This is a genomic window from Psychrobacillus sp. INOP01 (assembly GCF_018140925.1).
Lineage (GTDB): Bacteria > Bacillota > Bacilli > Bacillales_A > Planococcaceae > Psychrobacillus.
The window spans coordinates 1,363,807-1,384,542 of sequence record NZ_CP073315.1 but is presented as its reverse complement, the minus strand read 5'-3'; the positions used below and the strand labels follow the sequence as shown (position 1 = coordinate 1,384,542).

Sequence of the window (20,736 nt, the reverse complement as noted above, 5' to 3'; positions counted from 1 at the left end):
AGACAGCTCGACTTTTTGTTTTCTATTTGTACTTAAGGCAAATTTTGGGTATGATTATACTGTATTGTATAAATTTTCGCGCAAGTCTATATATAAGGTATTAAGGGGGAAAATGGATGAGAGAACAAGCACAGATAGATGCAATTATTGAGAACATAGAAAAAGTAATGATTGGTAAAAAAAATATTGCCCAGCTCGCTGTAGTTGCATTATTGGCTCAAGGGCATGTGTTATTAGAGGATGTACCAGGTGTAGGGAAAACGATGATGGTACGAGCACTTGCCAAATCTATCGGAGCAGACTTTAAAAGAATCCAATTCACACCGGATTTATTACCTTCGGATGTATTAGGGGTATCTATTTACAATCCAAAGGAAATGGAATTTGAATTTAGACCAGGACCGATTATAGGAAATATTGTTCTTGCTGATGAAATCAATCGGACATCTCCTAAAACGCAATCTGCGCTTTTAGAAGGGATGGAGGAAGCTTCTGTTACGATTGATGGAGTGACGATACCAATTCCGAAGCCATTTTTTGTTATGGCAACACAAAATCCAATTGAACATGAAGGAACCTACCCGTTACCAGAGGCGCAGTTAGACCGGTTCTTATTAAAATTAAAGATGGGCTACCCACATCCGAGTGAAGAAATTGAAGTATTAAATAGATTAGAGCATGCGTCACCGATTGATACATTAGTGCCCGTCATTTCCTTAGAGGAATTGATCCAACTACAAAAACGAGTGAAACAAGTAAAAGTAGATGAAACGATGAAGAACTACATTGTTGACCTGGCTAATCGTACAAGACAAGATACATATATTTATCTAGGGGTTAGTCCTCGTGCATCTATTGCACTGATGCGCGCATCACAGGGGCTTGCCATGCTTCATGGTAGAGATTATGTTACTCCAGATGATATTCAGTATTTGATGCCTTATGTATTTGGACATCGTGTCATTTTACGCCCGGAAGCACGATATGATGGGATTTCTTCCGAAGAAGTGCTAGCTCGAATTGTGAAGCGAACACCGGTCCCTATTAAGAGGAAAGTAAGTCAATGAAGCGATTGCTTAATCGATGGAAGAAGATTCAAGGAGTAGTAGGCGTGCTATTTCTGCTAGTAGTAGCATTTGTGTATGCAATGTTTCAAGGGGGATTTGTTAGCTGGTTTTTGTTTTATTTGATCGTCCCTATTTCTTTATATTCGTTGATGTTATTTATGAATTCGTTAGCCGATATCGTCGTTGAGCGAATAATTGAAACGCGTAAAGTTCAAAGTGGTGGTAGGTTCTCGGCGACAATTCGCGTGACGAGGAAAAGTCGTTTTCCGCTTATGTACGTTCAGTTGGAGGAGAAGGTGAGTCCTTCCCTTGCGACAGAAGCTTCTTGGAAACAGCTTACTTTTTGGGGCATGAAAAAAGAATTTACATGGACCTATGAAATAGAGCATATTCCACGTGGTGAGCATGTTTTAGAGGGGACGAGCATTTGGGTAAGTGACTTGTTTGGGTGGGTGAAAAAGGAAATATTTTTAGCCAATCCTAAAACAATTCTAGTATTTCCTAATTTGACGGAGATGGTGTACATACCAATTGAAACGAGATATGACCAAGGAGCAGCTGCGTCTAGAATCCAAGCAATGAAAGATACATCGATGGCGACTGGAGTTAGATCATACCAACCTGGTGACCGAGTATCGTGGATTCACTGGAAGTCCTTTGCGAGAACGCAAACTTTAAAAACAAAAGAATTTGAAGATCGGCAATCTCAGGACATGTTCGTCATGATCGATCGAACTCCCTCATCCTTGTTTGAAGAAGTTGTCGATTTAACGGCTTCCATAATGCAAGCAATCGTCAGGCACCAAGCTTCCTCTGCATTTCTGTCAGTCGGAGAGGATCGAATGTTTTTACCTGAAGTTCAGACTGATCAACATCTACAGCGAGTGTTATACCATTTAACAAAAGTAAGAGATGACTTAAAAAAACCACTAGAACAGGTAGTTTTACATGACCGATCGCTTTCTAATGCTACAACACTTTTATATGTGACTAGCAACCTAACTTATGAATGGATGGATAGTGTACAAAAAAATGCAACAAACCTCCGAGCTTGTACTTGTTTTATCATAAAAACTAAAACTGAAAAAACTACCAGTGAAGAGAATGCTATGTACAAGTATGCAGCAAGTAGAGGCTTTCGAGTACAGTCCATTACGAAAGACCGCTTTGCCCAAGCCTTTTTGGAGGTGAAACGTTCATGAGTAAAAAAACACAGCAAACCATACTATCTGTATTTATTTATTCATTTGTTTTTTTACTAATGTTGGAATGGTTAAAGCCAGTAATTGAACTAACAGATACGGGTTTCTTAGACTTATTTGGTTGGTATTTAGCTATCTCCTTTGCATTTTATCTATTAAAATTGAAATGGGTATATGTATTTCCCATTAAGTTAGTTTATATTTTTTGGGTAATTGTACATATCTATACAGATTTAGCTTTCTTATCAATAGATACTTTTAAGTTAATTTGGGGGATGTTCGTAGAAAATATTGCTTCTCTTTTAAGTCAAGACTGGGTAGAGGTTACGAATCCCTTTCGAACATTTTTGTTTTTTGTTTTACTATGGATGACTACTTATTTACTAAACTATTGGATGCGGCAGCGTAAAAACTTGATGTTATTCTTTTTATTTACGGTTTTATTTATAACGATTTTAGATACGTTTAGTCCATATAGTGGCGAGAAAAGTATCGTTATCGTATTAACTTCTGGGTTTATCATTTTAGGCTTGTTATATGCACAAAAAATGATACATGAGCAAGAAGGTAAGCTTCATGGGGCGTTTTTTGTGGCAGGTATTGGAAGTTTGTGCTGTATCGTGGTTATTAGTAGTACCCTTGCCTATGCGTTGCCAAAAGCAGGTCCAAGCTGGCCAGATCCAGTGCCTTTTCTATTATCTACTAGTCCAAATGCGTCGAATGGTGATGATGGAAGCGGTATGGGTGGAGCTACCCAAAAAGTTGGGTACGGGGAAAATGACGAGCGGTTAGGCGGAGCTTTCGCGAGCGATGATACTCCAGTATTTTATGCAACTGCTCCAACGAAGCAATATTGGAAAATTGAAACGAAGGATACATATACTTCGAAAGGTTGGGTCAATTCAGCAACGGAGCCTTCAATTCATAGGCCTTATGAGTTAGGAGAGACGATTGAATCTGATATAGCACCTGGAACAGAAGATGCATCGTTAGTGGCAAGTATTTATATGTCCCAGGCTTATCCTTTTATAATGCAACCATATGGAATCGAGCAGGTGGACTCAGAGGAGCCAATTACTTTATCGATGAATGATAGAAACCAAAAGCTGTATTCGGTTAATCAGGGCATTGAAGTACCTGTTGGAACTTATGATGTAACTTACAATGAGCCGATGTATAGCTTAAAAGCACTTAGGGAGACAGTGCCTACCAACTTAGAAGGACTATCTAGTGAATTCGATCGCTATTTGCAGCTTCCAGAAACATTACCTACTAGGGTAAAAGATTTGGCAAGTACTATTACTTCAAGAAGTGATAGTTTATATGATAAAGCTAAAGCAATTGAACGGTATTTCAGTCTAAGTGGCTTCAGTTATAATCAGGATATGGCTGCGATTCCAGAGGACGATACCGACTATGTTGATCAGTTTTTATTTGATACAAAGATAGGCTACTGTGATAACTTCTCGACTTCGATGGTTGTGTTATTGCGGTCTGAAGGAATTCCTGCACGTTGGGTGAAGGGCTTTGCTCCAGGAGAGGTAGTCGAACGTCAAAATGGTCTTCCGGTTTATGAGGTGACAAATAATAATGCCCATTCATGGGTAGAAGCTTATTTCCCGGGTGTAGGATGGATGACGTTTGAGCCAACTATTGGATTTTCGAATGCTGTCAATTTAAATTATGATGTAGACACTGAAAAAGATGAATTGGAAACACCTGAAAATACTCCAGAGGAAACTCCAAAAAAACCTCAAGCAGATAAAGAAGAGAAGGAAGTTTCTAAAGGTTTCACAGAAATCTTGAGTAAAATTGCCAAATGGGTATCTGATCATAAAGCGCTAATTTTTTGGACGATATTTGGTTTGGCTTTATTATCTATGATTGCATATCGCCATCGGAGAAAGTGGTTATCAAAAGTATTGATACCGGTTAACCGAATGCGGAAAAACGATTGGGATACGTTTGAAAAAATGTATCATCAGCTTTTAAAACAATTAGATGCATATGGAATGACAAGAGAGCAAGGACAGACGTTATCTGCATATGCAAAATATGTAGATGCAAGCTTTGGAGATTCGCATATGCGCAAATTAACGGCTGAATACGAAAAAGGTTTATATGGTAATAATCGAGAAGGTATAAATTATTTGTCGATGAGAGAAAGTTGGGAAAATTTAATCAATCAGCTTAGCGGTTGATTTTGAGGGCAACAACCTGTAAACTGAAGTCAAATAAAATGACCAATGTTGCCCTCGTATATGTCCGATGATATGGTTCGGATGTTTCTACCAAGTTGCCATTAACAACTTGACTATGAAGGTGGATGCAGTCATGTCTTTTTCAGGCATATGCATTCACCTTTTTGATGTAGAAAACATAAACGCGTAGAAAGAGGTATGCTTTCTAACGCGTTTTTTTATCCTGGTTTAACAGGCTGTAACCCTCCCACCTCACCTTTTTGAGAAAAAATCAAAGATAATAGGTGGGTATAAACGGCCTGTAAATCCCCACTGATGGAAGTTTCACTTTATCATTCAATGAGACTGAGGTAACAAATTGGATTACTAATAAGAAGAGGTGGAGCTAATGTCTTTAACACCATTGTTAAAAGAACAAGAAAAAATTGTCGTTCTAGATTTCGGAAGTCAATATAACCAACTAATTACGCGTCGTATCCGTGAATTTGGAGTATACAGTGAACTACTTCCACATACAGTTACAGCAGAAGAATTGAAAAAAATAAATGCAACAGGAATTATCTTCTCAGGTGGTCCTAATTCAGTTTACGATGAAAATGCATTCCATATCGACTCAGCAATTTATGACTTAGGTGTGCCAATTTTAGGTATATGTTACGGTATGCAGTTAATGTCGCAGCATTTCGGTGGGAAAGTAGAAAAAGCTTCTCATAGAGAATATGGTAAAGCAGAGATCAATGTGAAAAATGCAACGCCTTTATTTGGACAACTTCCGGAAAACCAAGTTGTTTGGATGAGCCATGGAGACCATGTAACAGTAGCGCCTGAAGGCTTTGAAGTTATTGCGACTAGTCCATCTTGTGAAGTGGCTGCAATGGCAAATGAAGCGAAAAATTTCTATGCTGTACAATTCCATCCTGAAGTTAGACATTCTATTTACGGGATTGAGTTAATTCGTCAATTCGTATTTGATGTTTGTCATGCTAAAGGTGACTGGTCGATGGAAAGCTTTGTTGAAATGCAACTTCAAAACATTCGTCAAGAAGTCGGTGATAAAAAAGTTCTTTGTGCATTAAGTGGTGGAGTGGATTCCTCTGTAGTTGCGGTATTAATCCATAAAGCAATTGGTGACCAATTAACTTGTATGTTCGTAGATCATAACTTAAACCGTAAAGGTGAAGTGGAACAAGTTATGAAGACTTTCACAGAAGGCTTTAACATGAACGTCATTAAAATTGATGCTCGTGAGCGCTTCATGAATAAATTAGCTGGCGTTTCAGATCCAGAGAAAAAACGTAAAATTATCGGTAACGAGTTTATTTATGTATTCGATGAAGAAGCTTCTAAGTTAGATGGTATGGACTTCCTAGCACAAGGAACTCTTTACACAGATATTATTGAGTCTGGAACTGCAACAGCTCAAACGATCAAATCTCACCATAATGTTGGTGGACTTCCTGAAGATATGCAGTTTAAACTAATTGAGCCATTAAAAACTTTATTTAAAGATGAAGTACGCGCATTAGGATTAGAACTTGGTTTAGATGAAAAAATCGTTTGGCGTCAACCATTCCCAGGTCCTGGTCTAGGAATTCGTGTGTTAGGTGAAATTACAGAAGAAAAATTAGAAATCGTTCGTGAATCTGATTTCATCCTTCGTGAAGAAATTGCAAAAGCTGGACTTGACCGTGATATTTGGCAGTACTTCACAGTGCTTCCTGACATCCGCAGCGTTGGAGTAATGGGTGATGCACGTACATACGATTACGCAATCGGTATTCGTGCAGTAACTTCTATCGACGGAATGACTTCTGACTGGGCACGTATCCCTTGGGACGTTCTAGAAAAAGTAAGTGTTCGTTTGGTAAATGAAGTGCCACATATTAACCGCGTAGTGTATGACATTACGAGTAAACCACCAGCAACGATTGAGTGGGAATAGTTAATTAAAAATAGCCTTGTGTCCTTATTGTAAAAGGACGCAAGGCTATTTTTTAAGACTTAGGTAAAACGGATAAATAAATGGCTATACTTCCGTTTTGTTTATAAATTTCATAATCCGTTTTATAAGCTCTAGGTAAATCACTTTCCCAAATTTCTCTCCAGGCCTTACCAACACTATTTAGGCCATTAGATTCCACTTCCCAAACATAATAATCTCCATTTTCGATAGTGATGCTATCTTCTCCTGCCATTTCTTCCGTTCCAATCATAAAGTCAAAGTCACCGGTATAGTCACTTTCATAGTTACTATAGATTGCATAAATATCGCTATTTACTTTATTCTGTAAAAATTCCTCCCACTTCTTCGAGAATATACTACTATCATTATTGTTTGTTCTAACTTTATTTCCGTAAATCACTTTAGTATCTTTCACTTTAAATCTCCACCCTTCTAAAAGGAATATATCATGGTATATATGACAACTGATTGTCATCATTTATTTTTTTGGAGATTTTGTTTAGTTCATTGTAATATTCTTGTTTCAATATATGTGGTTTTATCACATTAACAGTGCTGCCGAACATTAATAAAAATGGTATTAGTTTTCTATTGCTATCATATTTAAAAGTGACCTTAATAGTATTGTTATGTATTTGAATTTCTTCTTCTAAGAAAAAATCATATAACTTGCCTAATTGATTTCTTTGGAAAATTAATTCAGCCTGCTTGTAAATAATTGTTTCCCCAATTTCCTTTGCCTCTAATGGGATTAATTCTTCATCTATTAAGAGGAGTTCTCTAATTCGGGTAAGCTTGAACATTCTTCTATCTTTTCTTTTTTCACAATATGCATTTATATACCAACTACCATCTGTTAAAACAATGTTGCTGGGAGAAATAACACGTATAGTAATCTCCCCATTTAAAGAGGTATACTTTATTTCCAGCTTTTTCTTCTGTGCTATAGCTTCTCTTAAAGCTGATAACTTTACTTTGGTTTCCTTTTCTATTTCTGTTCTATGTATGGTAGGGGAGTAAAAGGAAAGGTTACTAAAAGATTCATCATTTCCCTTTAGATTCTCCAACTTTTCTATGAGAACTTGGTTATCCTCTTGTAACATATTATGTTGCATTCTTAAAGATTCTATAATTTTTTGTTTCTCCTCATCAGAGAACAAATATTTATCCATCTTGTAGGAAGGCATTAATCCTACGCCTCCATTTCGACCGTGAATTGTTATGACTGGAAGCCCTGATAATCCTAATGATTCAATATCCCTATAAATCGTTCTTTTACTAACTTCTAGTTTTTTGGCTAGTTCATCAGCTGATACTATTTCTTTATTTAATAAAGCGACTAGTATAGATAATAGTCGTTCGATTTTTATCATTATGCACACTCCTTCTATATGAAAACGAAATTATCGATTAGATTCTTTTATTATACTATGGCTCAAATGTGCTTTCGTGTTTTGAGTTTTGTATCGGTGGAATTGTCATATTAACGAACTATTTTGCAATTTATTTGAATAATGTTCGGATTTAGTATTGATTTTCTAAAATAATGATGTTATATTACTTACATAATTTAATTATGTCGTCGTATAACGTTGGGAATATGGCCCAAAAGTCTCTACCGAATCACCGTAAATGATTCGACTACGATTAAGAGGAAGAAGAATAGTTCTTCCCTTACTTGAGATACTAAAGCATACGACTGATTGACTAGTCGTATGCTTTTTTCTGTTATACAGACAATAACTGGAGGAAATTATGAAAAAATATTTTCAGTTTGATGAATTAGGTACTAACTACCGCAGTGAAATTATTGGTGGTTTAACGACATTCCTAGCAATGGCGTACATCCTCGTAGTAAATCCGATGATACTATCGCTTGAATCAGTAGAAGGATTACCTGACTTTATGCATATGGATAAAGGTGCTGTGTTTACGGCTACTGCCCTTGCAGCAGGTCTTGGTTCTATATTAATGGGAGTATTAGCGAAATACCCAATTGCACTAGCACCAGGAATGGGATTAAATGCATTTTTTGCTTTTACAGTAGTATTGGATTTTGGGATATCATGGCAAATTGCCTTAACCGGGGTTTTTGTGGCAGGTATTATCTTTATTCTTCTTTCATTAACCGGTATTCGTGAAACAATCATTAATGCAATTCCAACGGAGCTAAAATATGCAGTGGGCGCTGGAATTGGTTTGTTCATAACCTTCGTAGGTTTGCAAAATTCTAAAATTATCGTGAGTGATCCTTCTGTAATCGTTGGACTAGGAGACTTAACGGATCCAAATATTTTATTAACAATTTTTGGACTTGTAATTACAGTGATTATGATGGTGAAAGGCGTTAAAGGTGGAATTTTCTATGGTATGCTAATTACTGCTATCGTTGGGATGATCTTCAGCCTAGTACCACTACCAACCGGAGTCGTAAGTAAGATTCCAGATATCAGCCCGACATTTGGAGCTGCACTTGATCCGATTTTTAATGATCCATCTTCTTTATTGACAACTCAATTTTTAGTTGTAGTACTTACTTTCTTATTTGTAAACTTCTTTGATACAGCTGGAACATTAATATCTGTAGCAAACCAGGCTGGATTGATGAAAGGTAACAAATTACCGCGTGCGGGTAAAGCATTATTAGCTGATGCAATCGCTACAACAGCTGGAGCGGTAGCGGGAACTTCAACTACTACTAGTTATGTAGAATCGACTGCAGGTGTTGCAGCGGGGGCACGTTCAGGTTTTGCAGCAGTAGTAACAGGAGTACTAATGTTATTGGCATTATTCTTCTATCCAATATTAAGTGTAGTTACTTCTTATGTTACTGCGCCAGCGTTAATTATAGTTGGAGTATTAATGGTATCTTCTCTTGGCAATATAGAATGGAGAAAATTTGAAATTGCAGTGCCTGCTTTCTTCGTAATTATTGCAATGCCATTAACTTATTCTATTGCAACTGGTATCGCAATTGGATTCTTATTCTACCCAATTACAATGATCGTTGCAGGACGCATTAAAGAAATACATCCAATAATGTATGGTTTATGGGTCATATTCCTTTGTTATTTTATCTTCCTATAATATGTATAGACAGAGAGGGGCGACTTGCCTCTCTTTTTTGTTTATTTTATATAGAGGTATTTTAATTGAAATAAAAAAAGGAGTTATTTATTGGGGGATTGGTTGTCATGCGGATGAATTGGATAATATAAATTATAACCTTATCTACTTAGAGTTCGTTCTAAATATTAAAATTGATGATGAAATATATAGTAGAAGTTATATATACTTACGTAAACTAGACTTTAAAGTATTATCAAAACGAGGAATATTAATAGATGTAAGTTTAATAATAGAATCAATTTATTGACTTAAAGCTAGTGTTTTCAAGGAGTTATATAATAATTCGTTAATAGTTGCATTTATCTGAATAAAATGTTATTGTATTTCACACACATACTTTTTAAAAAGGTGTTGACGAAGTCGTTAAAAGGGTGTTAAGATACAAAGGTCGCTGAAACAAGACGACAACTTAAACAACATGAACATTGAAAACTGAACATGCAAAACGTTAAGACATACAGCTTATCAACTAACTTAGTTAGTTTGATAGCAAAACAATTTTGACATCATTTAATGATGATGCCAGCAAAACAAATGAGCTTTTTAAGTTCTCTATTATGGAGAGTTTGATCCTGGCTCAGGACGAACGCTGGCGGCATGCCTAATACATGCAAGTCGAGCGAATGATGAAGAAGCTTGCTTCTTCTGATTTAGCGGCGGACGGGTGAGTAACACGTGGGCAACCTGCCCTGTAGATTGGGATAACTCCGGGAAACCGGGGCTAATACCGAATAATCCATTTCCTCACATGGGGAGATGTTAAAAGACGGCATCTCGCTGTCACTACAGGATGGGCCCGCGGCGCATTAGCTAGTTGGTGAGGTAACGGCTCACCAAGGCGACGATGCGTAGCCGACCTGAGAGGGTGATCGGCCACACTGGGACTGAGACACGGCCCAGACTCCTACGGGAGGCAGCAGTAGGGAATCTTCCACAATGGACGAAAGTCTGATGGAGCAATGCCGCGTGAGTGAAGAAGGTTTTCGGATCGTAAAACTCTGTTGTGAGGGAAGAACAAGTACGAGAGTAACTGCTCGTACCTTGACGGTACCTCATTAGAAAGCCACGGCTAACTACGTGCCAGCAGCCGCGGTAATACGTAGGTGGCAAGCGTTGTCCGGAATTATTGGGCGTAAAGCGCGCGCAGGCGGTCCTTTAAGTCTGATGTGAAATCCCACGGCTCAACCGTGGAAGGTCATTGGAAACTGGGGGACTTGAGTACAGAAGAGGAAAGCGGAATTCCAAGTGTAGCGGTGAAATGCGTAGAGATTTGGAGGAACACCAGTGGCGAAGGCGGCTTTCTGGTCTGTAACTGACGCTGAGGCGCGAAAGCGTGGGGAGCAAACAGGATTAGATACCCTGGTAGTCCACGCCGTAAACGATGAGTGCTAAGTGTTAGGGGGTTTCCGCCCCTTAGTGCTGCAGCTAACGCATTAAGCACTCCGCCTGGGGAGTACGGTCGCAAGACTGAAACTCAAAGGAATTGACGGGGGCCCGCACAAGCGGTGGAGCATGTGGTTTAATTCGAAGCAACGCGAAGAACCTTACCAGGTCTTGACATCCCGCTGACCGGTCTAGAGATAGGCTTTTCCCTTCGGGGACAGCGGTGACAGGTGGTGCATGGTTGTCGTCAGCTCGTGTCGTGAGATGTTGGGTTAAGTCCCGCAACGAGCGCAACCCTTGATCTTAGTTGCCAGCATTCAGTTGGGCACTCTAAGGTGACTGCCGGTGATAAACCGGAGGAAGGTGGGGATGACGTCAAATCATCATGCCCCTTATGACCTGGGCTACACACGTGCTACAATGGACGGTACAGAGGGTCGCAACCCCGCGAGGGTGAGCAAATCCCATAAAACCGTTCTCAGTTCGGATTGTAGGCTGCAACTCGCCTACATGAAGCCGGAATCGCTAGTAATCGTGGATCAGCATGCCACGGTGAATACGTTCCCGGGCCTTGTACACACCGCCCGTCACACCACGAGAGTTTGTAACACCCGAAGTCGGTGGGGTAACCCTTACGGGAGCCAGCCGCCGAAGGTGGGACAGATGATTGGGGTGAAGTCGTAACAAGGTAGCCGTATCGGAAGGTGCGGCTGGATCACCTCCTTTCTAAGGATAATATCGGAATACAGATTTTTATCTGTATCTTAACGTTTTGCAGTTCAGTTTTGAATGTTCATTTTTATATGAAGATTCGATACTTGTTCTTTGAAAACTGGATAAAACGACATTGAAACAATAAACAACAAGAAATTCAAGTTGTGATTACTTCGGTAATCATGATGTGTAAGACTTTTTAACTTTTAGGTTAAGTTAATAAGGGCGCACGGTGAATGCCTTGGCACTAGGAGTCGACGAAGGACGGCACTAACACCGATATGCTTCGGGGAGCTGTAAGTGAGCTTTGATCCGGAGATTTCCGAATGGGGAAACCCACTGTTCGTAATGGAGCAGTACATTTGCGTGAATACATAGCGCATCTGAGACACACCCAGGGAACTGAAACATCTAAGTACCTGGAGGAAGAGAAAGAAAAATCGATTCCCTGAGTAGCGGCGAGCGAAACGGGAATAGCCCAAACCAAGAGGCTTGCCTCTTGGGGTTGTAGGACACTCTACATAGAGTTACAAAGGAATGAGTTAGACGAAGCGATCTGGAAAGGTCCGCAGGATAGGGTAAAAGCCCCGTAGTCCAAAATTCATTCTCTCTTGAGTGTATCCTGAGTACGGCGGAACACGTGAAATTCCGTCGGAATCTGGGAGGACCATCTCCCAAGGCTAAATACTACCTAGTGACCGATAGTGAACCAGTACCGTGAGGGAAAGGTGAAAAGCACCCCGGAAGGGGAGTGAAATAGATCCTGAAACCGTGTGCCTACAAGTAGTTAGAGCCCGTTAATGGGTGATAGCGTGCCTTTTGTAGAATGAACCGGCGAGTTACGATTACATGCAAGGTTAAGTTGAGAAGACGGAGCCGCAGCGAAAGCGAGTCTGAATAGGGCGAATGAGTATGTGGTCGTAGACCCGAAACCAGGTGATCTACCCATGTCCAGGATGAAGGTAAGGTAACACTTACTGGAGGTCCGAACCCACGCACGTTGAAAAGTGCGGGGATGAGGTGTGGGTAGCGGAGAAATTCCAATCGAACCTGGAGATAGCTGGTTCTCTCCGAAATAGCTTTAGGGCTAGCCTCAAACGTTAGAATCTTGGAGGTAGAGCACTGTTTGGACTAGGGGCCCATCCCGGGTTACCGAATTCAGACAAACTCCGAATGCCAATGATTTATGTTTGGGAGTCAGACTGCGAGTGATAAGATCCGTAGTCAAGAGGGAAACAGCCCAGACCACCAGCTAAGGTCCCAAAGTATTTGTTAAGTGGAAAAGGATGTGGCGTTGCTTAGACAACCAGGATGTTGGCTTAGAAGCAGCCATCATTTAAAGAGTGCGTAATAGCTCACTGGTCGAGTGACGCTGCGCCGAAAATGTATCGGGGCTAAACAAATCACCGAAGCTGTGGATTGATACCTTTGGTATCAGTGGTAGGAGAGCGTTCTAAGGGCGTTGAAGTCAGACCGGAAGGACTGGTGGAGCGCTTAGAAGTGAGAATGCCGGTATGAGTAGCGAAAGACGGGTGAGAATCCCGTCCACCGTATGACTAAGGTTTCCTGAGGAAGGCTCGTCCGCTCAGGGTTAGTCGGGACCTAAGCCGAGGCCGATAGGCGTAGGCGATGGATAACAGGTTGATATTCCTGTACCACCAAACCACCGTTTGAGTAATGGGGGGACGCAGAAGGATAGGGTAAGCATGCTGTTGGTTATGCATGTCCAAGCAGTAAGGTGTGAATGTAGGCAAATCCGCATTCTGTAACATTGAGCTGTGATGGCGAGGACGTATGTCCGGAGTTCCTGATTTCACACTGCCAAGAAAAGCCTCTAGCGAGGTGATAGGTGCCCGTACCGCAAACCGACACAGGTAGTCGAGGAGAGAATCCTAAGGTGAGCGAGAGAACTCTCGTTAAGGAACTCGGCAAAATGACCCCGTAACTTCGGGAGAAGGGGTGCTCTTTTGGGTGCATAGCCTAGAAGAGCCGCAGTGAATAGGCCCAGGCGACTGTTTAGCAAAAACACAGGTCTCTGCAAAACCGTAAGGTGAAGTATAGGGGCTGACGCCTGCCCGGTGCTGGAAGGTTAAGAGGAGTGCTTAGCGCAAGCGAAGGTGCGAATTGAAGCCCCAGTAAACGGCGGCCGTAACTATAACGGTCCTAAGGTAGCGAAATTCCTTGTCGGGTAAGTTCCGACCCGCACGAAAGGCGTAACGATCTGGGCACTGTCTCAACGAGAGACTCGGTGAAATTATAGTACCTGTGAAGATGCAGGTTACCCGCGACAGGACGGAAAGACCCCGTGGAGCTTTACTATAGCTTGATATTGAATTTTGGTGCAACTTGTACAGGATAGGCAGGAGCCTTAGAGCCCGGAGCGCCAGCTTCGGAGGAGGCGTCGGTGGGATACTGCCCTGGTTGTATTGAAATTCTAACCCATACCCGTAACCCGGGTAGGAGACAGTGTCAGGCGGGTAGTTTGACTGGGGCGGTCGCCTCCTAAAGTGTAACGGAGGCGCCCAAAGGTTCCCTCAGAATGGTTGGAAATCATTCGAAGAGTGTAAAGGCAGAAGGGAGCTTGACTGCGAGACCTACAAGTCGAGCAGGGTCGAAAGACGGGCTTAGTGATCCGGTGGTTCCGCATGGAAGGGCCATCGCTCAACGGATAAAAGCTACCCCGGGGATAACAGGCTTATCTCCCCCAAGAGTCCACATCGACGGGGAGGTTTGGCACCTCGATGTCGGCTCATCGCATCCTGGGGCTGTAGTCGGTCCCAAGGGTTGGGCTGTTCGCCCATTAAAGCGGTACGCGAGCTGGGTTCAGAACGTCGTGAGACAGTTCGGTCCCTATCCGTCGTGGGCGTAGGAAATTTGAGAGGAGCTGTCCTTAGTACGAGAGGACCGGGATGGACACACCGCTGGTGTACCAGTTGTTCTGCCAAGAGCATCGCTGGGTAGCTATGTGTGGACGGGATAAGTGCTGAAAGCATCTAAGCACGAAGCCCCCCTCAAGATGAGATTTCCCATTACGCAAGTAAGTAAGATCCCTCAAAGACGATGAGGTAGATAGGTTCGGGGTGGAAGCGTGGCGACACGTGCAGCTGACGAATACTAATCGATCGAGGACTTAACCAAATTTGTTTAACGTAACAATGTCGTTTATCCAGTTTTGAGTGAACAAGCACTCTGTTATAAGAGGGTTTCAAGATACAAGCAGTGCTAGGAAACGATTGAGAGAAGGAAGGAGCGTACTAACGTACGTGACTGACGGAACGAATGAAGTTGACAACGCAATGCGAAGTATATTGAAAGCCGAAGAGTCTAGTGATGATGGCGAAGAGGTCACACCCGTTCCCATACCGAACACGGAAGTTAAGCTCTTCAGCGCCGATGGTAGTTGGGGGTCTCCCCCTGTGAGAGTAGGACGTCGCTGGGCACCATAGAAAAAGTCGTTACCGAGTTATCGGTAGCGACTTTTTTTGTCTATAATAAAACAGAATAAATAAAGCCGTAGGCAGTCTTTCTCCATAAAAAAGTGTGCGAGAAAGTAGAGGGGCAAAGAGTTCAAGGAAGCAATGGAGAGAGGCTCGGAGCGTATAACATACGCGAGACTCGAACGAGTGCAGCTGACGAAGAAATCTGCAGCCCATCTGCATTCGCAGTCCCGGACACGGAAGTTGAGCTCTTGCGCCGATGGTAGTTGGGGGTCTCCCCCTGTGAGAGTAGGACGTCGCTGGGCACCAAAGAAAAAGTCGTTACCGAATTATCGGTAACGGCTTTTTCTGTCTATACTAGATCCGAACAAATAAGCCGTAGGCAGTCTTTCTCCATAAGAAAGTGTGCGAGAAAGTAGAGGGCAAAGAGTTCAAGGAAGCAATGGAGAGAGGCTCAGAGCGTATAACATACGCGAGAATCGAACGAGTGCAGCTGACGAAGAAATCTGCGGCCCATCTGCATTCGCAGCCCCGGACACGGAAGTTAAGCTCTTGCGCCGATGGTAGTTGGGGGTCTCCCCCTGTGAGAGTAGGACGTCGCTGTGCATCAAAGAAAAAGTCGTTACCGAGTTATCGGTAGCGGCTTTTTTTGTATATTTTGTTGAAAAGAAAGGAGAAAAATTTGGTGCATTGTCTCGCTCGCAGACAATTAGACTGGTTCAATTCTAACTTGCCCACTCTGTTCAGGTAACGTTAAGAAAAGTATATTTATGTGGTCGTTGCTAAAATACATTAAAAAATTTTTAAAGCTTCTTTAACTTTTGAGGGTAGGGAAGCTTTTTTAAGTGGATATAAATGGGGAGCTTTTTAAGCAACTCCAATTCTTGCTGTTCATTATATTTTTTTTCTATTTCTTTAAGACGCATTATTTCTTCTTGAGAATAGGAGGAGAGACCGTTTTCACCAGCTTCTTTAAATTTTCTTATCCATGTCGTGATTGAATTGACACTCACATTCAATTCTTCTGCTACTGCTTTGCGTCCTCGTCCATTTTTAAGAACTTCTTGTACTGCATACTTTTTTTGTTCTTGTGTTGTTTGCGTATATCTTTTCCTAGCTTGTCCATGCATTGACTGATCCCCCTATTTAGAAACTGGTTAAATTTGTTACTAGCACTCATGAAATAGAGTAGAATAATTCTTACATTTAAATACTTCACTCAATTAGTGTATTGTACTATCTTTAATGCTATTTGTCATTTAGATATTAGAAAATTTAAATTCAATAAATAATTAAATTTTCTAAGTAATATTTAGAGCGCTTGCGATTATATAAAAGTTTAGAAAGTATATACCTTTTTTCACAGTAGCTGTCTAACTTTGAGAATTTATGTAAAGGCAAAAGAGTCTTAAGTGAAGTTCTTCCTTTGCTTGCTCCTACGCAAACTTCGTCGCAGAAGATTGTTGTTAGGGCTTAAGATATTCTTCTAATTAAAGCAAGCTTGAATTCCTTGAAATTGTGTCACTATATGCGATAATGAGGAACAATATAAAAACATATTAGGAGTTGATTGGATGGATTCATCTGCAATCTTAATGGTAGTTATTATCTTTTCTATTAATATTGTCTACGTTACTTTCTTTACTTTGCGAATGATTCTTACATTAAAAGGATACCGCTATATCGCTGCATTAATAAGCATGGTAGAAGTGGTAATATATATAGTAGGACTAGGTCTAGTTTTAGATAACTTAAATGAGATTCAAAATTTGGTTGCTTATGCGGTAGGGTATGGGACTGGAGTTGTTATCGGAACGAAAATTGAAGAAAAAATGGCGCTTGGGTATATTATGGTTAATGCAATCTCCACAGATACGAAATTAAACTTACCAGTAATATTAAGAGAAGAAGGGTATGGGGTTACTGATTGGCATGCAAATGGTCGACAAGGTGAGAGACAAGCCCTTCAAATATTAACACCACGAAAATATGAGTTAAAACTGTATGCGAGACTTAAAGATCTTGATCCGAAAATTTTCATAATTGCGTATGAACCTAAGTCAATTCACGGTGGATTTTGGGTTAAATCCATTAAGAAAGGAAAATTATTTAAATGAAGAAAGAAACAAAATGGTTTGAAGTTGGAGAGAATGAAAGTATTACTGAGTGTTTAGAAAGAATGACTAAAGATGGTTTCCAGATTGCAGGACGGAGAGAGGAGCCGCTTTTTGCAGAGGTTGACGGTCAACCTGTACCGGTAAGACAATTAATTATGTTGAAAGGAATTAAAGAAACTTAATAGCGATAATCTGACCTAAAACCGAACAATAAAGTTATCTGAAAATTAATCGTTCGTATTTAAGCGTTGACGTCTTCCATTTAAGTTGTTAAAATATGAATAGAAATAGACGATTATATCCCCATATATGCTAAAGGATTGGCTTTAGCGTCTCTACCAAGTCACCGTAATGACTGGACTATGAGGGAAAGCGACTTATGGATACTGCAAAAGGATGTGTTTGTTTATGTTATTTCCGACACAAACTGGGCAATTATGTTCCCTAAGTAAACTGCTTTTCTTTCATAGAGAGAGTAGTTTATTTGGGGAATTTTTTATGCTTACAACATTTATACCTTAGGTTAATCCATTAAGCTCGATGTAATCGCCTGAGTTTTAGTTTCGATGCCGAGGTGAATTTGACAGAAGGGACGATAAATAATGAATACAAAAATTGGTGTGATAATGGGTAGCTCTAGTGACTGGGAGACAATGAAATATAGCTGCGAGATTCTTGAGGAGCTTCATATACCTTATGAAAAACGAGTAGTATCTGCACATCGAACACCAGACTTAATGTTTGAATATGCAGAGGAAGCAAGATCACGTGGAATACAGGTGATTATTGCAGGAGCTGGTGGCGCAGCACATTTACCAGGTATGGTTGCAGCTAAGACAACACTTCCGGTTATCGGGGTGCCAGTTCAATCTAAAGCACTAAACGGATTAGATTCATTATTATCGATTGTTCAAATGCCAGGTGGAGTACCGGTGGCAACTGTTGCAATAGGAAAGGCTGGAGCTACAAATGCAGGATTACTTGCCGCTCAAATCCTTTCTATCCTAGATCATGAGTTAGCAGAACGTCTTGAAAAGCGAAGAGAAGATACGAAAAACAAAGTATTTGAAAGCAATGGTGAACTTCAATGACAAAAGTAATTTATCCAGGACAGACGATAGGAATTATTGGTGGCGGGCAGCTTGGTCGAATGATGGCACTAGCTGCAAAGGAAGCTGGATTTAAGGTAGCGGTTTTAGATCCTACGATAGATTCACCTTGCGGACAGGTTTCCGATATACAAATTGTTGCCCCGTACAATGATGAAACGGCGTTAGAGGAGTTAGCAGAGGTCAGCGATGTTATAACCTATGAGTTTGAAAATATTGATTATGCTGGTTTAAAGAGATTATCAGAGATTGCTTATGTTCCTCAAGGAGCGGAATTAGTGAGAATCACTCAAGATCGTATTCTTGAAAAAAAAGAAATCCAGTCAGCTGGTGTACCGATTGCGAAATTTGTCGAAGCTAGTACGTATGAAGAGTTAGAGCAAAGAATTGATAAAGTAGGCTTTCCATGTGTAGTTAAGACCTCTCGTGGAGGATATGACGGCAAAGGGCAGCAAATAATTCAAACAAAAGAGCAACTATCTTTAGCAAAATCTTTGTTTGCTCATTCTGCTTGTATCGCTGAAGCCTTTGTTCCATTTACGAAGGAAATATCGGTCATAGTACAGCGTAATGGAAGTGGTGACACGTATTGCTTACCGATTGGTGAAAATATTCATGTAAATCACATTTTACATGAAACGATTGTGCCAGCTCGTGTTGATGAATCACTTTCTTCAAAAGCAATAGAGTCCGCTAAAAAAATTGCCAACCGTCTAAATTTAATAGGCACACTTGCGGTTGAAATGTTTGTTTTAGAGAATAATGAACTATTAATAAACGAATTAGCACCGAGACCACATAATTCAGGACACTACTCAATCGAAACGTGTAATATTTCTCAATTTCATCAGCATGTGAGAGCTATCTGTGGGTGGCCTCTAAGAGAACCAAAGCTTTGGATAGAAACAGTCATGGTGAATATATTAGGCCAGCATGTCATTCCTGTAACAAATAATCTTGCCAAATATCCAAACTGGTCAGTTCACTTGTATGGCAAAAGCGAAGCGAAAGAGAATAGAAAGATGGGACATGTAACAATCCTATCAACAGATATAGAACAGACATTAAATGAAATAGAACAATCTAAAATTTGGTTATAAACTAGGAGGAAATTAAATGATAGAACGTTATACTCGCCCAGAAATGGGAGCAATTTGGACAGAACAAAATAAATACAATGCATGGTTAGAAGTAGAAATCCTAGCTTGTGAGGCTTGGGCTGAAATTGGAGACATTCCAAAAGAAGATACAGTTCTTCTTCGTAAAAATGCTTCCTTTGATGTAGAACGTATTTTAGAAATTGAAAAAGAAACAAGACATGACGTAGTGGCGTTCACTCGTGCCGTATCAGAAACATTAGGAGAAGAGCGTAAGTGGGTGCATTACGGACTTACTTCTACGGATGTAGTAGATACAGCTCTTTCTTATATCATTAAGCAAGCAAACGTTGTTTTGCGTAAAGATATTGAAAACTTTATCGAAATCTTAGAAAACAAAGCAAAAGAACATAAATACACAGTAATGATGGGACGTACGCATGGAGTTCATGCAGAGCCAACCACTTTCGGATTAAAGCTAGCTCTATGGACAGAGGAAATGAAACGTAACCTAGAACGTTTTGAAGCTGCTGCAAAAGTAATTGAAACAGGTAAGATGTCCGGTGCTGTTGGAACATATGCAAACATCGATCCATTTGTAGAGCAATATGTATGTGAAAAATTAGGTTTAGCTGCATCACCAATTTCTACTCAAACATTACAACGTGATCGTCATGCACAATACTTAAGTGTTATCGCATTAGTTGCTACTTCTATTGAGAAATTTGCTACAGAAATTCGTGGTCTTCAAAAATCAGAAACACGTGAAGTAGAGGAGTTCTTCTCAAAAGGTCAAAAAGGTTCTTCTGCTATGCCACATAAACGGAATCCTATCGGATCTGAAAACATGGTTGGGCTATCTAGACTTATCCGTGGTTACATGATGACAGCATATGAAAATGTAGCATTATGGCATGAAAGAGATATTTCTCACTCATCTGCAGAACGTGTTATTTTACCGGATGCAACGATTGCACTTAACTATATGCTGAATCGCTTTGGGAATATTGTGAAAAACTTAACTGTTTTCCCAGAGAATATGAAACGCAATATGGATTCAACTCTTGGTTTAATCTACTCTCAACGTGTGTTACTTGCGTTAATCGACAAAGGCTTAGCTCGTGAAACAGCATACGACACTGTACAACCACTTGCGATGCAAGCATGGGAATCTCAAACTGCTTTCCGTACTTTTGTGGATGCGGATGAGCAAGTTACTTCTTTATTATCAAAAGAAGAGCTAGATGATTGCTTTGACTATAACTATCACATTCAACATGTAGATATGATTTTTGAACGTTTAGGACTTAACTAAGC

General features: G+C 40.4%; 13 protein-coding genes, 3 rRNA genes and 3 riboswitches. Of the genes, 13 read left to right on the top strand and 3 right to left on the bottom strand.

The features are described 5' to 3' along the window. The first annotated feature begins 116 nt into the window (after positions 1-116). The 4 genes from KD050_RS06995 to guaA all read left to right on the top strand — a co-directional run bounded on the left by KD050_RS06995 (position 117) and on the right by guaA (position 6,412). Positions 117-1,067, top strand: coding sequence for an AAA family ATPase (locus KD050_RS06995; RefSeq protein WP_211895476.1), 951 nt, complete (start codon positions 117-119; stop codon positions 1,065-1,067). Then, complete coding sequence (locus KD050_RS06990; protein WP_211895475.1) at positions 1,064-2,269, top strand: DUF58 domain-containing protein; 1,206 nt, start codon at positions 1,064-1,066, stop codon at positions 2,267-2,269. Before KD050_RS06995 ends, KD050_RS06990 begins: the two co-directional genes overlap by 4 nt. Beyond that, positions 2,266-4,470 (top strand): transglutaminaseTgpA domain-containing protein, encoded by a 2,205-nt coding sequence (locus KD050_RS06985; protein ID WP_211895474.1) that lies wholly within the window; start codon positions 2,266-2,268, stop codon positions 4,468-4,470. Before KD050_RS06990 ends, KD050_RS06985 begins: the two co-directional genes overlap by 4 nt. 34 nt (positions 4,471-4,504) lie before the next feature. Beyond that, a riboswitch (purine riboswitch) is annotated at positions 4,505-4,606 on the top strand. Between the two features lie 252 nt (positions 4,607-4,858). Then, the gene (guaA, locus tag KD050_RS06980) at positions 4,859-6,412 is read left to right on the top strand and encodes a glutamine-hydrolyzing GMP synthase (RefSeq protein ID WP_305080237.1); all 1,554 of its coding nucleotides are present in this window, start codon (positions 4,859-4,861) and stop codon (positions 6,410-6,412) included. Positions 6,413-6,464: 52 nt separating this feature from the next. On the opposite strand, the gene KD050_RS06975 is transcribed toward guaA, so the two are convergent. After that, positions 6,465-6,848 (bottom strand): GyrI-like domain-containing protein, encoded by a 384-nt coding sequence (locus KD050_RS06975; protein ID WP_235753933.1) that lies wholly within the window; start codon positions 6,846-6,848, stop codon positions 6,465-6,467. 31 nt (positions 6,849-6,879) lie between these two features. Continuing rightward, positions 6,880-7,806 carry a helix-turn-helix transcriptional regulator gene (locus KD050_RS06970; RefSeq protein ID WP_211895472.1) on the bottom strand — a complete coding sequence of 309 codons (927 nt, stop codon included), beginning with the start codon at positions 7,804-7,806 and terminating at the stop codon, positions 6,880-6,882. Positions 7,807-7,995: 189 nt separating this feature from the next. Next, positions 7,996-8,097, top strand: a riboswitch (purine riboswitch). A 91-nt stretch (positions 8,098-8,188) separates the two neighbouring features. Here KD050_RS06970 and KD050_RS06965 point away from each other — a divergent pair. The 4 genes from KD050_RS06965 (at position 8,189) to rrf (ending at position 15,098) form a co-directional block, all read left to right on the top strand. Next, positions 8,189-9,520 (top strand): NCS2 family permease, encoded by a 1,332-nt coding sequence (locus KD050_RS06965; RefSeq protein WP_211895471.1) that lies wholly within the window; start codon positions 8,189-8,191, stop codon positions 9,518-9,520. Positions 9,521-10,116: 596 nt separating this feature from the next. Then, positions 10,117-11,671 (top strand): 16S ribosomal RNA (locus KD050_RS06960). A gap of 197 nt (positions 11,672-11,868) precedes the next feature. After that, a 23S ribosomal RNA gene (locus KD050_RS06955) occupies positions 11,869-14,797 on the top strand. 185 nt (positions 14,798-14,982) lie between these two features. Next, a 5S ribosomal RNA gene (gene rrf / locus KD050_RS06950) occupies positions 14,983-15,098 on the top strand. The 16S, 23S and 5S rRNA genes sit together here, the layout of an rRNA operon. Before the next feature lie 801 nt (positions 15,099-15,899). On the opposite strand, the gene KD050_RS06945 is transcribed toward rrf, so the two are convergent. Then, a complete protein-coding gene (locus KD050_RS06945) occupies positions 15,900-16,226 on the bottom strand; it encodes a transposase (protein WP_211895470.1) in 327 nt (108 codons plus the stop codon). 444 nt (positions 16,227-16,670) lie between these two features. Between KD050_RS06945 and KD050_RS06940 the strand changes: the two genes are divergently transcribed. The 5 genes from KD050_RS06940 (at position 16,671) to purB (ending at position 20,734) form a co-directional block, all read left to right on the top strand. Next, the gene (locus tag KD050_RS06940; RefSeq protein WP_211895469.1) at positions 16,671-17,213 is read left to right on the top strand and encodes a DUF2179 domain-containing protein; all 543 of its coding nucleotides are present in this window, start codon (positions 16,671-16,673) and stop codon (positions 17,211-17,213) included. Further along, positions 17,210-17,395 carry an NETI motif-containing protein gene (locus tag KD050_RS06935; protein ID WP_211895468.1) on the top strand — a complete coding sequence of 62 codons (186 nt, stop codon included), beginning with the start codon at positions 17,210-17,212 and terminating at the stop codon, positions 17,393-17,395. Before KD050_RS06940 ends, KD050_RS06935 begins: the two co-directional genes overlap by 4 nt. 101 nt (positions 17,396-17,496) lie before the next feature. After that, positions 17,497-17,596: riboswitch (purine riboswitch) on the top strand. Positions 17,597-17,815: 219 nt separating this feature from the next. After that, positions 17,816-18,304, top strand: a complete 489-nt coding sequence (gene purE / locus KD050_RS06930) for a 5-(carboxyamino)imidazole ribonucleotide mutase (protein ID WP_090567971.1) — start codon at positions 17,816-17,818, stop codon at positions 18,302-18,304. Further along, positions 18,301-19,422: a 5-(carboxyamino)imidazole ribonucleotide synthase gene (gene purK, locus KD050_RS06925; RefSeq protein ID WP_211895467.1), complete on the top strand. Its 1,122-nt coding sequence runs from the start codon at positions 18,301-18,303 to the stop codon at positions 19,420-19,422. The genes purE and purK overlap by 4 nt, the downstream gene beginning before the upstream one ends. A gap of 16 nt (positions 19,423-19,438) precedes the next feature. Beyond that, complete coding sequence (gene purB / locus KD050_RS06920; protein ID WP_211895466.1) at positions 19,439-20,734, top strand: adenylosuccinate lyase; 1,296 nt, start codon at positions 19,439-19,441, stop codon at positions 20,732-20,734. Positions 20,735-20,736 lie beyond the last annotated feature (2 nt).

Bases quoted from the DNA above. Each gene is read 5' to 3' on its own strand.
- purE (WP_090567971.1), top strand. From the start codon at position 17,816: ATGAATACAAAAATTGGTGTGATAATGGGTAGCTCTAGTGACTGGGAG.
- KD050_RS06985 (WP_211895474.1), top strand. From the start codon at position 2,266: ATGAGTAAAAAAACACAGCAAACCATACTATCTGTATTTATTTATTCA.
- purB (WP_211895466.1), top strand. From the start codon at position 19,439: ATGATAGAACGTTATACTCGCCCAGAAATGGGAGCAATTTGGACAGAA.
- KD050_RS06935 (WP_211895468.1), top strand. From the start codon at position 17,210: ATGAAGAAAGAAACAAAATGGTTTGAAGTTGGAGAGAATGAAAGTATT.
- KD050_RS06965 (WP_211895471.1), top strand. From the start codon at position 8,189: ATGAAAAAATATTTTCAGTTTGATGAATTAGGTACTAACTACCGCAGT.
- KD050_RS06940 (WP_211895469.1), top strand. From the start codon at position 16,671: ATGGATTCATCTGCAATCTTAATGGTAGTTATTATCTTTTCTATTAAT.
- purK (WP_211895467.1), top strand. From the start codon at position 18,301: ATGACAAAAGTAATTTATCCAGGACAGACGATAGGAATTATTGGTGGC.
- guaA (WP_305080237.1), top strand. From the start codon at position 4,859: ATGTCTTTAACACCATTGTTAAAAGAACAAGAAAAAATTGTCGTTCTA.
- KD050_RS06945 (WP_211895470.1), bottom strand. From the start codon at position 16,226: ATGCATGGACAAGCTAGGAAAAGATATACGCAAACAACACAAGAACAA.
- KD050_RS06990 (WP_211895475.1), top strand. From the start codon at position 1,064: ATGAAGCGATTGCTTAATCGATGGAAGAAGATTCAAGGAGTAGTAGGC.
- KD050_RS06995 (WP_211895476.1), top strand. From the start codon at position 117: ATGAGAGAACAAGCACAGATAGATGCAATTATTGAGAACATAGAAAAA.
- KD050_RS06970 (WP_211895472.1), bottom strand. From the start codon at position 7,806: ATGATAAAAATCGAACGACTATTATCTATACTAGTCGCTTTATTAAAT.